The organism is Pseudomonas sp. GW821-FHT10C09 (genome assembly GCF_059415465.1).
Genome location: NZ_JBWKNG010000013.1, coordinates 104,058 through 118,450 on the forward strand (window position 1 = coordinate 104,058; position 14,393 = coordinate 118,450).

General features: G+C 58.9%; 14 protein-coding genes. 11 read left to right on the forward strand and 3 right to left on the reverse strand.

Annotated elements, in window-relative coordinates; translation table 11 throughout:
* Positions 1-10: 10 nt before the first annotated feature.
* Entirely contained in the window at positions 11-823 is an 813-nt protein-coding gene (locus AC07N8_RS15305) for a cytochrome C assembly family protein (protein WP_140666509.1), read from the reverse strand.
* Between the two features lie 195 nt (positions 824-1,018).
* Here AC07N8_RS15305 and ffh point away from each other — a divergent pair, with 195 nt between their 5' ends.
* The 5 genes from ffh (at position 1,019) to rplS (ending at position 4,590) form a co-directional block, all read left to right on the forward strand.
* Positions 1,019-2,395, forward strand: a complete 1,377-nt coding sequence (ffh, locus tag AC07N8_RS15310) for a signal recognition particle protein (protein ID WP_027924907.1) — start codon at positions 1,019-1,021, stop codon at positions 2,393-2,395.
* 250 nt (positions 2,396-2,645) lie between these two features.
* Positions 2,646-2,897: a 30S ribosomal protein S16 gene (gene rpsP / locus AC07N8_RS15315; protein WP_045059142.1), complete on the forward strand. Its 252-nt coding sequence runs from the start codon at positions 2,646-2,648 to the stop codon at positions 2,895-2,897.
* Positions 2,898-2,902: 5 nt separating this feature from the next.
* Positions 2,903-3,439, forward strand: coding sequence for a ribosome maturation factor RimM (gene rimM, locus AC07N8_RS15320; RefSeq protein ID WP_008014731.1), 537 nt, complete (start codon positions 2,903-2,905; stop codon positions 3,437-3,439).
* Positions 3,421-4,194: a tRNA (guanosine(37)-N1)-methyltransferase TrmD gene (gene trmD, locus AC07N8_RS15325; RefSeq protein WP_483840388.1), complete on the forward strand. Its 774-nt coding sequence runs from the start codon at positions 3,421-3,423 to the stop codon at positions 4,192-4,194. Before rimM ends, trmD begins: the two co-directional genes overlap by 19 nt.
* A 45-nt stretch (positions 4,195-4,239) precedes the next feature.
* Positions 4,240-4,590 carry a 50S ribosomal protein L19 gene (rplS, locus tag AC07N8_RS15330; protein WP_003175895.1) on the forward strand — a complete coding sequence of 117 codons (351 nt, stop codon included), beginning with the start codon at positions 4,240-4,242 and terminating at the stop codon, positions 4,588-4,590.
* 58 nt (positions 4,591-4,648) lie between these two features.
* On the opposite strand, the gene AC07N8_RS15335 is transcribed toward rplS, so the two are convergent.
* Positions 4,649-6,460: a cation:proton antiporter gene (locus AC07N8_RS15335; RefSeq protein WP_493144398.1), complete on the reverse strand. Its 1,812-nt coding sequence runs from the start codon at positions 6,458-6,460 to the stop codon at positions 4,649-4,651.
* A 106-nt stretch (positions 6,461-6,566) separates the two neighbouring features.
* Between AC07N8_RS15335 and xerD the strand changes: the two genes are divergently transcribed.
* The 6 genes from xerD (at position 6,567) to AC07N8_RS15365 (ending at position 13,306) form a co-directional block, all read left to right on the forward strand.
* Complete coding sequence (gene xerD / locus AC07N8_RS15340; protein ID WP_493144396.1) at positions 6,567-7,463, forward strand: site-specific tyrosine recombinase XerD; 897 nt, start codon at positions 6,567-6,569, stop codon at positions 7,461-7,463.
* A gap of 273 nt (positions 7,464-7,736) precedes the next feature.
* Positions 7,737-8,468 carry a bifunctional protein-disulfide isomerase/oxidoreductase DsbC gene (dsbC, locus tag AC07N8_RS15345; protein WP_034149004.1) on the forward strand — a complete coding sequence of 244 codons (732 nt, stop codon included), beginning with the start codon at positions 7,737-7,739 and terminating at the stop codon, positions 8,466-8,468.
* Positions 8,469-8,601: 133 nt separating this feature from the next.
* Entirely contained in the window at positions 8,602-9,906 is a 1,305-nt protein-coding gene (locus tag AC07N8_RS15350; RefSeq protein WP_027924910.1) for a homoserine dehydrogenase, read from the forward strand.
* Between the two features lie 66 nt (positions 9,907-9,972).
* Entirely contained in the window at positions 9,973-11,382 is a 1,410-nt protein-coding gene (thrC, locus tag AC07N8_RS15355) for a threonine synthase (RefSeq protein ID WP_140666495.1), read from the forward strand.
* A 121-nt stretch (positions 11,383-11,503) separates the two neighbouring features.
* The gene (locus AC07N8_RS15360) at positions 11,504-12,856 is read left to right on the forward strand and encodes a transporter substrate-binding domain-containing protein (protein WP_483840391.1); all 1,353 of its coding nucleotides are present in this window, start codon (positions 11,504-11,506) and stop codon (positions 12,854-12,856) included.
* Positions 12,857-13,018: 162 nt separating this feature from the next.
* Entirely contained in the window at positions 13,019-13,306 is a 288-nt protein-coding gene (locus AC07N8_RS15365) for a DUF3509 domain-containing protein (RefSeq protein WP_493144392.1), read from the forward strand.
* Positions 13,307-13,476: 170 nt separating this feature from the next.
* On the opposite strand, the gene AC07N8_RS15370 is transcribed toward AC07N8_RS15365, so the two are convergent.
* A complete protein-coding gene (locus AC07N8_RS15370; RefSeq protein ID WP_493144391.1) occupies positions 13,477-14,388 on the reverse strand; it encodes a TIGR02285 family protein in 912 nt (303 codons plus the stop codon).
* Positions 14,389-14,393: the final 5 nt, after the last annotated feature.

Sequence of the window (14,393 nt, forward strand, 5' to 3'; positions counted from 1 at the left end):
ATGCCGCTCGTCAGATATGCAGGATGTATTCACGAACCAGCTTGCTGCCGAAATACGCCAGCATCAGCAGGCAGAAACCGGCGAGGGTCCAGCGAATCGCCTTGTGTCCACGCCAGCCGAGGCGGTTACGGCCCCATAGCAGCACGCTGAAGACAATCCAGGCCAGGCACGCCAGCAAGGTTTTATGCACCAGATGCTGGGCGAACAGGTTGTCGACAAACAGCCAGCCGGAGATCAATGACAACGATAGCAGGGTCCAGCCGGCCCACAGGAAACCGAACAACAGGCTTTCCATGGTTTGCAGCGGCGGGAAGTTCTTGATCAGTCCTGACGGATGCTTGTGCTTGAGCTGGTGGTCTTGAACCAGCAGCAGCAACGCCTGGAACACCGCGATGGTGAACATGCCGTAAGCGAGGATCGACAAGAGGATATGGGCGAGGATGCCCGGTTCTTCGTCGATGACCTGTACAGTGCCGGCCGGCGCGAACTGCGCCAGCAACACGGTCGCTGCCCCCAGCGGGAACAGCAATACGAGCAGGTTTTCCACCGGGATCCGCGAGCAGGCCAGCAGGGTCAATGCGATGACCGCCGCGGCAATCAGGCTGGCGGCGCTGAAAAAGTCCAGGCCCAGGCCGATCGGCGTCAGAAGGTGGGTGAGCAGGCTGGCGCTGTGGGCCAGTACGGCCAGCACGCCGAGCGTGACCAGCAGGCGCTTGTTCGCCTTGGCGCCGGTGGCCAGACGAGAGCCCTGATAAAGAGTCGCAGCGGCATATAAGCAGGCGGCGGCGAGGGTGGTAAGCAAACTGGGTGACAAGGGGAGCATAAATCCTGTTAGGCAAGCCCGAAAGGCGCTGAGTTTGGCATAGAACCCCCGCCGCACGAAAGTGTGAGGTGTCCGCCAGACGCAGTCTTCGCTATAATCCGCGACCTGCCCACGCCGCAGGCTCGCCGAGCACATGTTTATTCCGGTCTGGGCCGCCATTATCCCGGTCTACACAGGGCCTGAAAGGATCGCGCAATGTTTGAAAACTTAACCGACCGTCTCTCGCAGACGCTGCGCCATGTCACCGGCAAGGCCAAGCTGACCGAGGACAACATCAAAGACACCCTGCGCGAAGTGCGCATGGCGTTGCTCGAAGCCGACGTCGCCTTGCCAGTGGTCAAAGACTTCGTCAATTCGGTCAAGGAACGCGCTGTCGGCACCGAGGTGTCGCGCAGCCTGACGCCGGGCCAGGCCTTTGTGAAGATCGTCCAGGCCGAGCTCGAAAGCCTGATGGGCGCGGCCAACGAAGACCTGAACCTGAGCGCCGTTCCACCTGCCGTGATCCTGATGGCCGGTTTGCAGGGCGCGGGTAAAACCACCACCGCCGGCAAGCTGGCGCGCTTCCTTAAAGAGCGCAAGAAGAAGTCGGTCATGGTCGTGTCCGCGGACGTTTACCGTCCAGCGGCGATCAAACAGCTGGAAATGCTTGCCGGTGAAGTCGGTGTGACCTTCTTCCCGTCCGACCTGAGCCAGAAGCCGGTCGACATCGCGCAAGCGGCTATTAAAGAAGCAAAACTGAAATTCATCGACGTGGTCATCGTCGACACCGCCGGTCGTCTGCACATCGACGAAGAGATGATGGGCGAGATCAAGGCGCTGCACGCCGCGATCAACCCGGTCGAAACCCTGTTCGTGGTTGACGCCATGACCGGCCAGGATGCTGCCAACACCGCCAAGGCGTTTGGTGATGCATTGCCGCTGACCGGCGTGATCCTGACCAAGGTCGACGGCGATGCCCGGGGCGGTGCCGCGCTGTCGGTTCGCGCCATCACCGGCAAACCGATCAAGTTCATCGGTATGGGCGAGAAGAGCGACGCGCTCGATCCGTTCCACCCTGAGCGTATCGCTTCGCGCATCCTCGGCATGGGCGACGTGCTCAGCCTGATCGAACAGGCCGAAGCGACCCTGGACAAGGACAAGGCCGACAAACTGGCCAAGAAACTGAAGAAGGGCAAGGGGTTCGACCTCGAAGACTTCCGCGATCAGTTGCAACAAATGAAGAACATGGGCGGCCTCGGCGGCCTCATGGACAAACTGCCGAACATCGGCGGCGTGAACCTGGCGCAGATGGGCAATGCCCAGGGCGCGGCAGAAAAGCAATTCAAGCAGATGGAAGCCATCATCAACTCCATGACCCCGGCCGAGCGCCGCGACCCTGAGATGATCAGCGGTTCGCGCAAGCGCCGGATTGCCATGGGTTCCGGCACTCAAGTGCAGGACATTGGTCGCTTGATCAAGCAACACAAGCAGATGCAGAAGATGATGAAGAAATTCTCCGCGAAAGGCGGAATGGCCAAAATGATGCGCGGCATGGGCGGTATGTTGCCCGGCGGCGGCATGCCTAAAATGTAAAGAATTCGCGCAAGGGCTTGCTCTTGCGCAACCCCACACGGAAGTGGGATCTCCAGCAAACCCGCACTTGGCGGGAGCTGACTGGCCGTTTTTAACGACGGCTCTATAGCAAATCTGGATGGCGTCCGATAGGCCGCCGGAAAAAGACATTTGCAAAAGTCCGGATATTCCTTAGAATATGCGGCCTTTCGGGCACCTATGCCCGCTGTGCCTTTAGATTTGCAGCACCGACTACAGGAACGATGTTCACATGCTAACAATCCGTCTTGCCCTTGGCGGCTCCAAAAAGCGCCCGTTTTACCACTTGACCGTAACCGACAGCCGCAACCCGCGCGACGGTTCGCACAAGGAACAGGTTGGTTTCTTCAACCCTGTTGCTCGTGGTCAAGAAGTCCGTCTGTCCGTGAACCAAGAGCGCGTAGCCTACTGGCTGAGCGTTGGTGCACAACCTTCTGAGCGTGTTGCTCAGTTGTTGAAGGACTCGGCTAAGGCTGCGGCCTGAGCAATATGAACGCGACGCCAGCTGTTGCTGATGATTTGATCGTTATTGGCAAAATTTATTCGGTTCATGGCGTTCGCGGCGAAGTGAAGGTGTATTCCTTTACTGATCCGACAGAAAACCTGTTGCAGTACAAAACCTGGACGCTCAAGCGCGAAGGCAATGTGAAACAGGTCGAGCTGGTCAGCGGACGTGGGAACGACAAGTTCCTGGTCGCGAAGCTCAAGGGTCTTGATGATCGTGAAGAAGCTCGTCTTCTGGCCGGTTACGAGATCTGTGTGCCGCGCAATCTGTTCCCTGAATTGACCGACGGCGAGTACTACTGGTACCAGCTGGAAGGTCTGAAGGTTATTGATCAACTCGGGCAATTGCTCGGGAAAATCGATCATCTTCTGGAAACCGGCGCCAATGATGTAATGGTGGTCAAGCCTTGCGCTGGCAGCCTGGATGATCGCGAACGCCTGTTGCCCTATACGGAGCAATGCGTGTTGGCCGTCGACCTTGCCGCAGGCGAGATGAAGGTGGAATGGGATGCGGACTTCTAAGCGTGGCTAACTTGCGCGTAGAAGTGATCAGTTTGTTTCCCGAGATGTTCTCCGCCATCAGCGAGTACGGCATCACCAGTCGGGCGGTGAAACAGGGGCTCTTGCAGCTCACCTGTTGGAACCCGCGAGACTACACGACGGATCGACATCACACTGTGGATGATCGCCCATTTGGCGGTGGTCCGGGCATGGTGATGAAGATCAAGCCCCTGGAAGATGCTCTGGTTCAGGCCAAGGCAGCAGCCGGGGAGGCGGCGAAGGTAATTTACCTGTCCCCCCAAGGCCGTCAACTGACTCAGTCGGCGGTGCGCGAGTTGGCGAATCTGGATGCATTGATCCTGATTGCCGGCCGCTATGAAGGCATTGACGAGCGATTTATTGAAGCTTATGTCGATGAAGAGTGGTCGATTGGCGACTATGTACTGTCTGGCGGCGAGCTGCCGGCGATGGTCCTGATCGATGCGGTTACACGACTGCTGCCTGGAGCTTTAGGGCATGCGGACTCCGCCGAGGAAGATTCCTTTACGGATGGTTTGCTGGATTGCCCGCACTACACCCGACCGGAGGTGTATGCGGATCAGCGTGTTCCCGACGTGTTGCTAAGTGGCAATCACGCGCATATCCGGCGTTGGCGTTTACAGCAGTCCCTTGGTAGGACCTTTGAACGACGCGCCGATCTTCTGGAAAGCCGCTCGCTTTCTGGAGAAGAGAAGAAGCTGCTCGAGGAATACATCCGCGAGCGGGACGATAGTTAACAACGTATCGATGGTAAATCCGACGATTTACCTTAGGAGCACAGCATGACTAACAAAATCATCCTTGCACTCGAAGCAGAGCAGATGACCAAAGAGATCCCTACCTTTGCCCCGGGCGACACTATTGTCGTTCAGGTGAAAGTGAAGGAAGGCGACCGTTCGCGTCTGCAAGCGTTCGAAGGTGTTGTTATCGCCAAGCGTAACCGCGGCGTAAACAGTGCATTCACCGTTCGTAAAATCTCCAACGGTGTTGGCGTAGAGCGTACTTTCCAGACCTACAGCCCGCAAATCGACAGCATGGCCGTTAAACGTCGCGGTGACGTACGTAAAGCCAAGCTGTACTACCTGCGTGACCTGTCCGGTAAAGCAGCTCGCATCAAGGAAAAACTGGCTTAAGTCCAGCTTCCGATGCAAAAAAAAGCAGCCTTCGGGCTGCTTTTTTGTTGCCTGTGATTTACGCCGCGGCGCTATCTTCAGGCTGAATCAACGCCAACACCGTCCACCCTGCCGAAGGCCTGACCGCGCTGTCCGGAGTCACCACATGCACCCAGCCGCTGTCATCGCGAGCAAACAACAACGTCGCACGCTCACCATGCAACGCCTGATAATCTTCCCAGCCAAATCCATCGGTCAGGTGCGTGCTGTATAACTGCGCCCCCTGATGCAGCTGATTGGCCAGCTTGACGTAAGTTAACTCCTCATTGCCCAGCAAACGCCCGCGATGCTCATGGCTGGCGCGATGCTTGTCGGTGCGTCGGCTCTCCTGGCCGCTGGCCAGCCCGAACAAGCGTTGATGACCAAAGTCATGACGAAAGCGCATCGATGCCAGTGTGTTCAGTTCGCCGGACGGCGACAGTGTCAGCAAATGCCCCAGCCCGACCAGGTCCAGGTGCGCATCTGCATGCTGCGACGCTGGATTACCGAAGTACGTCGGCAATCCGTCCATGCGCGCCGCCCGAATATTTTCCCAACTCGAGTCTGTCAGGAGCACTCGACTGCCCAGTTGCTGCAAGGCTTTGCCCAAGGTTCGCGCCGGAGCGTTGGCCCCGACGATCAGGAAACCGCTGGGCGCCGGCTCAGCCACTTTCAACAACCGCGCCAAGGGCCGAGCCGTTGCACTTTGCAGCACCACGGTGCCAATGATCACGGCAAACGTCAGCGGCACCAGCAGCAAGGCGCCTTGGTGACCGGCCTCGTGCAGGCGAATCGCGAAAATCGCTGACACGGCCGCTGCAACGATCCCGCGCGGCGCTATCCACGACAGCAGCGCCCGTTCGCGCCAGCTCAAATTCGAGCCCAGGGTGGAGAGCATCACGTTCAAGGGGCGGGCGATAAACTGAATGATCAGCAGCAGGATCAGCACCAGCGGCCCGAGGCCGATCATGGCGTTCAGATCGAGGCGCGCCGCCAGCAAGATGAACAGCCCCGAAATGAGGAGCACGCTGAGGTTTTCCTTGAAGTGCAGGATATGTCGCACATCCACGCCTTTCATGTTGGCCAGCCACATACCCATCAAGGTCACGGCCAGCAGGCCGGACTCATGCATTACTTCGTTGGCGGCGATAAAAATGCTCAGAACCGCAGCCAACGCGGCCAGGTTGTGCAGGTACTCCGGCAGCCACTGGCGCCGAATAATCATGCCGAGCACCCAGCCGCCGGCAACCCCGAACACGCTGCCGCACAGAATCACGCCGCCGAAGGTCAGCAGGCTGTGGCTCAAGCCTTCACCCGCCGCACTGGCGATGATGAAGCTGTAGACCACCACGGCGAGCAGGGCGCCAATCGGGTCGATGACGATGCCTTCCCAGCGCAGGATGTTGGCGATCGAGGCTTTCGGCCGCACCACGCGCAACATCGGCACGATCACAGTAGGGCCGGTGACCAGCGTCAGGCTGCCGAAGAGGATGGCGAGCAACCAGTCGAAACCCAGCAGGTAATGGGTCGCGACGGCGATGACCACCCAGGTCGAGAGCGCGCCGATGGTGACCAGTCGATGCACCACGCTACCAATCTCGCGCCATTCCGACAGATGCAGCGTCAAGCTGCCTTCAAACAGGATCAGTGCCACCGCCAGCGACACCAGCGGCATCAATAACGGTCCGAACATCTCCTGCGGATCGAGCCAGCCCAGAATCGGCCCCACCAAAATGCCGGTCAGCAGCAGGAAAAGAATCGCCGGCAATTTCAGGCGCCACGCCAGCCACTGACAACCCAACGCCGCTGCGCCGATACCGCCAATCGCCAACAGAATCTGCTGTTCGTTCATTGAAGCTCCTGTTCCTTGAAGTAGCCGGCTATGAAAGACTAGCGGCCATTTATTCCGTTCACCCTTTTTTCGCACGCCGTCTCAAGACTGCGTGTCTAGAGCGATCATGCCTGCTATCGATCATCCCCTGATAGACCAGTTCCTCGACGCCCTGTGGCTGGAGAAAGGTCTTTCCGACAACACCCGCGATGCCTATCGCAGTGACCTGGCCCTGTTCAACGGCTGGCTGCAGGAGAAGGGCCTGGAGTTGGTCAATGCCGGCCGCGAGTTGATCCTCGATCACCTGTCCTGGCGCCTGGAGCAGAACTACAAACCCCGTTCCACCGCGCGATTTCTCTCGGGCGTGCGTGGCTTTTATCGCTATCTGCTGCGGGAAAAGTTGATTGCCGTCGACCCGACCTTGCGCGTCGACATGCCTCAGTTGGGTAGGCCGTTGCCTAAATCCCTGTCGGAAGCCGACGTCGAAGCCTTGCTCAAGGCGCCGGACTTGAGCGAAGCCATCGGCCAGCGTGATCGCGCCATGCTCGAAGTGCTTTACGCCTGTGGCTTGCGCGTGACGGAGCTGATCAGCCTGACGCTGGAGCAGGTCAACCTGCGCCAAGGCGTGCTTCGCGTCATGGGCAAGGGCAGCAAGGAGCGACTGGTGCCGATGGGGGAGGAAGCGATTGTCTGGGTTGAACGCTACATGCGTGATGCTCGTGGCGAACTGCTCAGTGGTCGTCCCAGCGATGTGTTGTTTCCCAGTCAGCGCGGCGAGCAGATGACCCGCCAGACGTTCTGGCACCGCATCAAGCACCAGGCGAAGGTCGCCGGAATCGGCAAGTCGCTGTCACCTCACACCTTGCGCCACGCCTTCGCCACGCACCTGCTCAACCACGGCGCCGACCTGCGTGTGGTGCAAATGCTGCTCGGTCACAGCGATTTGTCCACCACCCAGATCTACACCCACGTCGCTAGGGCGCGCCTGCAAGACCTGCACGCCAAGCATCACCCGCGCGGTTGATGAGTATTCATGGATGAATGGCACTTGTGGCGAGGGAGCTTGCTCCCGCTTGAGTGCGCAGCACTCACAAAATCTTCGCCGTTCCTAGAATTTTAGGGCCGCTTCGCAGCCCAGCGGGAGCAAGCTCCCTCGCCACAATGTCTTGTGTCAGCTCCATTCGGCCACAACGACCTTATGTGGTAGGCTTTGCCGGTTTGTACGATGGGCGGTTATGACCCGGTGTTTCGGCACGGGCGTTCTGATCGTCCCATTTGTCCGCCTTCAGGAGTTCTCATGCGTCTGACCCAGATTTTCGCCGCCGCCGCCATTGCGTTGGTCAGCACCTTTGCCGTCGCCGATGACGCGGCCGACAAAGCCATTCGTAAAAGCCTGGAAAACCTCCAGCTCGAAGTACCGGTAGAAAGCATCTCCGCCAGTCCGCTGCCTGGCCTGTACGAAGTCAAACTGCAAGGCAGCCGTGTGCTCTACGCCAGCGCCGACGGCCAATATGTGGTTCAGGGCTACATGTTCCAGCTCAAGGACGGCAAACCGGTCAACCTGACCGAGAAGACCGAACGCCTGGGCGTGTCCAAACTGGTCAACGCGATCCCGGTTGCGGAAACCGTGGTCTACCCGGCCATTGGCGAAACCAAATCGCACATCACCGTGTTCACCGACACCACCTGCCCGTACTGCCACAAACTGCACGCCGAAGTGCCTGAGCTGAACAAGCGCGGCATCGAAGTGCGCTACGTTGCGTTCCCGCGCCAGGGCCTGGGCTCGCCGGGTGACGAGCAGCTGCAAGCGGTCTGGTGCTCCAAAGACAAGAAAGCGGCCATGGACAAAATGGTCGATGGCAAGGAAATCAAGGCCGCCAAGTGCGATAACCCGGTTTCCAAACAATTTGCCCTCGGTCAGTCGATCGGCGTGAACGGCACACCGGCCATCGTTTTGGCCGACGGTCAGGTCATTCCGGGCTACCAGCCTGCGCCACAAGTCGCCAAACTGGCACTGGGCGCGAAGTAAATTCGCATCGTCACGGTCAGCCATTGACGATCGTGGTCCGGCAGCGTCATCGCCGGGCCATTAATAGAGAACCGCGAGCACGCGGTTGTTTTCACGGCCGACCTTGAGTCGGCCGTTTTATGGGGAGTTCACAGTGAAACCGGTCAAAGTAGGCATCTGTGGGTTAGGAACCGTCGGTGGCGGTACCTTCAACGTACTTCAGCGCAACGCCGAGGAAATTGCTCGTCGTGCCGGGCGTGGAATCGAAGTGGCACAAATTGCCATGCGCACGCCAAAGCCTCAGTTCCAGACGACCGGTATTGCGATTACCAACGATGTCTTCGAAGTGGCCACGAACCCTGAGATCGACATCGTTATAGAGCTGATGGGCGGCTACACCGTTGCCCGCGAGCTGGTACTCAAGGCCATCGAGAATGGCAAGCATGTGGTCACCGCGAACAAGGCATTGATTGCCGTTCACGGTAATGAAATTTTCGCCAAGGCTCGCGAGAAAGGCGTGATCGTGGCGTTCGAAGCGGCTGTGGCCGGTGGCATTCCGGTGATCAAGGCGATCCGTGAAGGCCTGTCCGCCAACCGCATCAACTGGGTCGCCGGCATCATCAACGGCACTGGCAACTTCATCCTCACCGAAATGCGTGAGAAAGGTCGCACCTTCGAAGACGTGCTGGCCGAGGCGCAAGCCCTGGGCTACGCCGAAGCCGATCCGACCTTCGACGTTGAAGGCATCGACGCGGCTCACAAGCTGACGATCCTGGCGTCCATCGCGTTCGGTATCCCGCTGCAGTTCGACAAGGCTTACACCGAAGGCATCACCAAGCTGACCACCGCTGACGTGAACTACGCCGAAGCGCTGGGCTACCGCATCAAGCACCTCGGCGTGGCTCGCAGCACTGCCGCCGGTATCGAGTTGCGTGTGCACCCGACGCTGATTCCGGCCGATCGCCTGATTGCCAACGTCAACGGCGTGATGAACGCCGTCATGGTCAACGGCGATGCGGCGGGTTCGACGCTGTTCTACGGCGCTGGCGCTGGCATGGAGCCAACCGCTTCGTCGGTGATCGCCGACCTGGTGGACGTGGTTCGCGCCATGACCTCCGACCCGGAAAACCGCGTACCGCACCTGGCCTTCCAGCCGGATTCGCTGTCGGCGCACCCGATCCTGCCGATCGAAGCCTGCGAAAGCGCCTACTACCTGCGCATTCAGGCCAAGGACCATCCGGGCGTGTTGGCCCAGGTGGCGAGCATCCTGTCGGAGCGCGGCATCAACATCGAATCGATCATGCAGAAAGAAGTGGAAGAGCATGACGGTCTGGTGCCAATGATCCTGCTGACGCACCGTGTGCTGGAACAGCACATGAACGACGCGATTGCCGCCCTTGAAGCGTTGACCGGTGTGGTCGGTCCGGTTGTACGGATCCGCGTCGAGCACCTGAACTAAGCCGTTATCGTTCACCGGGCCTGCGTGCGGGCCCGGGTTTGCGAACACTGTCTATTGGAGCCAGTCATGCGTTATATCAGTACCCGCGGCCAGGCACCGGCCCTGAATTTCGAAGACGTCCTGCTGGCCGGTCTCGCCACCGACGGCGGTCTGTACGTCCCGGAAAACCTGCCACGTTTCACCCAGGAAGAAATCGCTTCGTGGGCCGGCCTGCCGTATCACGAGCTGGCTTTCCGGGTGATGCGCCCGTTCGTTACCGGCAGCATTCCTGACGCCGATTTCAAAAAAATCCTCGAAGAAACCTACGGTGTGTTTTCTCACAACGCCGTGGCACCGTTGCGTCAGCTGAACGGCAACGAATGGGTGCTGGAGCTGTTCCATGGCCCGACCCTGGCGTTTAAAGACTTCGCCCTGCAACTGCTCGGTCGTTTGCTCGACTACGTGCTGGAAAAGCGCGGTGAGCGCGTGGTGATTGTCGGCGCTACTTCCGGCGACACCGGTTCGGCCGCCATCGAAGGCTGCAAGCACTGCGAAAACGTCGACATCTTCATCCTGCACCCGCACAACCGTGTGTCCGAAGTGCAGCGTCGCCAGATGACGACCATCTTCGGCGAGAACATCCACAACATCGCCATCGAAGGCAACTTCGATGACTGCCAGGAAATGGTCAAGGCGAGCTTCGCCGACCAGAGCTTCCTCAAAGGCACGCGCCTGGTCGCGGTGAACTCGATCAACTGGGCGCGGATCATGGCCCAGATCGTTTACTACTTCCACGCCTCGCTGCAATTGGGTGGCCCGGCGCGCTCGGTGTCGTTCTCGGTGCCGACCGGCAACTTCGGCGACATCTTCGCCGGTTACCTGGCGCGCAACATGGGCCTGCCGATCAACCAGTTGATCGTCGCCACCAACCGCAACGACATCCTGCACCGCTTCATGAGCGGCAACCAGTACGTCAAGGAAACCCTGCACGCCACGCTGTCGCCGTCGATGGACATCATGGTCTCGTCGAACTTCGAACGCCTGCTGTTCGACCTGCACGGTCGCAACGGCGCAGCGATTGCCGGGCTGATGGACAGCTTCAAGCAGGGTGGCGGTTTCAGCGTCGAACAGGAACGCTGGACCGAAGCCCGCAAGCTGTTCGATTCCCTGGCCGTGGATGACGCACAAACCTGCGAAACCATCGCTGAAGTGTACGAGCAAACCGGCGAGCTGCTGGACCCGCACACGGCCATCGGCGTGAAGGCTGCGCGCGAGTGCCGTCGCAGCCTGGACATTCCAATGGTCATCCTTGGCACGGCCCATCCGGTCAAATTCCCGGATGCCGTGCAGAAAGCCGGTGTAGGAAAAGCGCTTGAACTCCCTACACATCTTTCTGATTTGTTTGAGAGAGATGAGCGTTGCACCGTGTTGCCAAACGACCTGAAAGCCGTGCAGGCCTTTGTCAGTCAGCATGGCAACCGTGGCAAGCCGTTGTAACCGGTAAAAGCTGTCACATTTTGAAGCCCGTCTCCTGACGGGCTTTCTCATTTCTGCGTGCCACACTTGTTGCGTTTTCGCCCCATGAAGGACGGGCGAGTTGATCGCGAAGGAAGTGGTAATGCAGTTTTTCATAAGGCTCGGACCAGCCGTGTGCTGGATGTTTTTAGTCAGCGTCATGGGGTTTAGCCAAGCGGCGCTGGCAGCGCAATGGGTGAATTCCGAGGCGAAGGAGGCGGTTGTCGATGTGGCGATCAAATTCGACGCAGAGGAGTTGCGGTGGATTGCCGAGCATCCGCAAGTCATCGTTGCATCGGTGCAGTACCCGTTGTATCTGTTCAAGGATGAGCACGGCCAATGGAATGGCTTGAACAACGATCTGCTCAATCGCATCAGTGCCATGACGGGCTTGAAGTTTGTTCACGAAGAATCGTTTTCCACTGATCAGATGCTCGGGCGTCTGGAAAGCGCCGCGGCGGACATGAGCACGACACTGGCGATGAACGACGAACGCAAAGTCTTTCTGGATTTCAGTCATGCATTCGGTGGTGCTGGCTGGGTGTTCGTCGGGCGGGCAGAAGAGCCTCTGGTGCAGTCCCTCGAGCAGTTGTCGAAAAAAGTCCTGGTGTTGCCGACCCGGCATGCACTCGAAGGTACGATTCGCCACGACTATCCGGCGATCGAACTGCGCTCGGTCAAAACCTATGCCGAAGCCAGGGCGCTGGTTGAAAGTGGTGAAGCCTTTGCCACCATCGAAAATGAAATCGGCGCGCAGCTTTATCCGCTGGGGCGACTCAAGGTCGGGCGTGCCGTGGAGGGTAAATGGGAGGCCGATCATCTGGTGGTACGCAAAGGTCAGTCGCCATTGCTGAGCATCCTCAACAAGGCGCTTGAGGCCTTTCCTCCTGCCGAGTTGCGGGCCATTCGCTTGAAGTGGCTTAGCGGAATCGGATCAATGAAGACGCCCTCCCTCTGGCAGCGGCTTACCCATTGGGGGTGTTGGGGCGTGGTTGTTGTCGGTCTTTTCGGTCTGCTTTCATTGCTCTGGAACCGACGCCTCGCCGGCTTGAACCAGCAACACCTGAACGACCAGAAAAACCTCAACGATCAACTCGCCTTCCAGCGTGCCTTGATGGAGGCCATGCCCGACCCGGTGTTTGTGCGTGATCTGCAAGGGCGTTTGATCATGTGCAACAAAAGTTATGAAGAGAGTCTGGCGACCCGTTTCGACCAGATTCAGGGGCGACAGTTGATCGAACTCGATCTCTTGCCCAAAGCGACGGCAGAGCGCTTGCATGCAGAGTTCATCAGCCAATTGAGCACGCGCAAGCCCCGGTTCATTGAGCGTCAATTGGAGTTCAAGAACGGTGTCAGGGATATCTATCAGTGGACGGTGCCGTTCTACAGTGGCGATGGCCAACTGCGCGGTCTACTCGGAGGCTGGACGGATCTGGATCGGCGGCGGGGCGAGTGATACGGCTGTTTTTTCCCTGTCATCTTTGGCGTGCATGCTCAATCAACCAGAGGCGCCGACGCGCCTGCACCTGGAATCCAGAACTTTCTTCTCGGGCCAGTGGTCATTAACTGTGAGCACGCCCCAGGCACTTTGTTTTCGGACTATTGAGTGGTGATCGAGATGGAAAGTATCAGTCTATTGCTCGGTGAGGCGCTGAGCCCGTATCAGGTCACGCTGACCCCGTCGGGTGCCCATGGCGAATGCCTGGTGACGCTGAAGAATGCAACCGGCGCGATGGTGGTGGAACGCGCCTTCAATCAGGCTCAGTTGACCGACAAGCGTCTTTTGACCGATGTCGTCGACGGATTGCACCGCGACGTGCTGATTGCCGAAGGACGGCTGGAGCCCTGTGTCATCGCGGCGTTGCGCAATGCGGCCCAGGAGAAAATGCTGGCTCGCAGAAATTGAAGTGAATGTTGTGGGAACCTTCCTGCGCATCGGTCAGTCAGACCTTGTAACAGCAGGATCAAGCATTGTGCTCCGGTGCTTGTAGCTTGCTGCTACTGGTCTTTATGTAGGCCACGTTTAACCCCGAGTCGTCTCCCCACTTCTCGGGGTTTCTTTTTGCCCGCGATTTATCAGTGCTCGGCCTGATGCTCGAAAAATGCCCTGGAGTCTTCCAGGTAGGCGCCGCGACTTTCCGGGTCGAGCCAGGCGGCATAGGCCTCGCTCAGGTGATCGCGTGGCAGTTTGCGCAACAGCTGATTGATCTCGACGATTGCCTGCCGGCCCTTGGGGGTGTCGGTACAGCCGATGTAGCCAGACAGGTATTTGCCGGTGCCGCGTATCGGATAGAACTGCAACTCATCCTCCGCGATCCCTTGCTGTTGGGCCTGGTAGCGGATTTCCGAACGGTAGCCCAGTAGCACTCGCAAGCGACCCAGGCGCTGCATTTGCAACAGGCTGCCCAAGGCATCATTGCCGTAATGCAGCGTCAGCGCATCGGCTGGCGCCTGTTTGAGCAGCGCATCGAGGTACTCGCCGTAGTTGCGCTCTGCAACAATCCCCAGTTTTTCGTGACCGCTGGCCAGCAGGGCGGCCAGGTCGACTTCGCCGTCCTGGATGAAGGGCGCCAGCACCTCATGGTCAATCCTGCGTATGGCAAGGCCGTTACTCATGGCTCGAAAAACCGGTATGGAAAACGCGATCCAGCCTTCGCGCTCCTTGCTCCAGTTCAGCGCCGCATCGCAGGTGAGGGAAGGCTCGTGGAGCATTTGGAGAGCGCGAGCGCGATTGACCCGCATTACCGTGTGTTCGTATTGCGGCATGCTGGTGATCAACAGAGGCATGAGTTGATCGATGACCCCTTGACCCTTTTTCGGGCCTTCGAAAATCGTCAGGGGCGGAAGGTCGCGCATCAACCAGAGGAGGGTTTCCTTGTTTTGCGCCATCGCTGATGGCGCCAGACCGACCAGCAGGAATGTCGCCAGCAACGCGCACAGTTCCCGTACGCCGCACGGCAGGCTGTGTGTGACGGGCGAGGCGAGCATCCGCC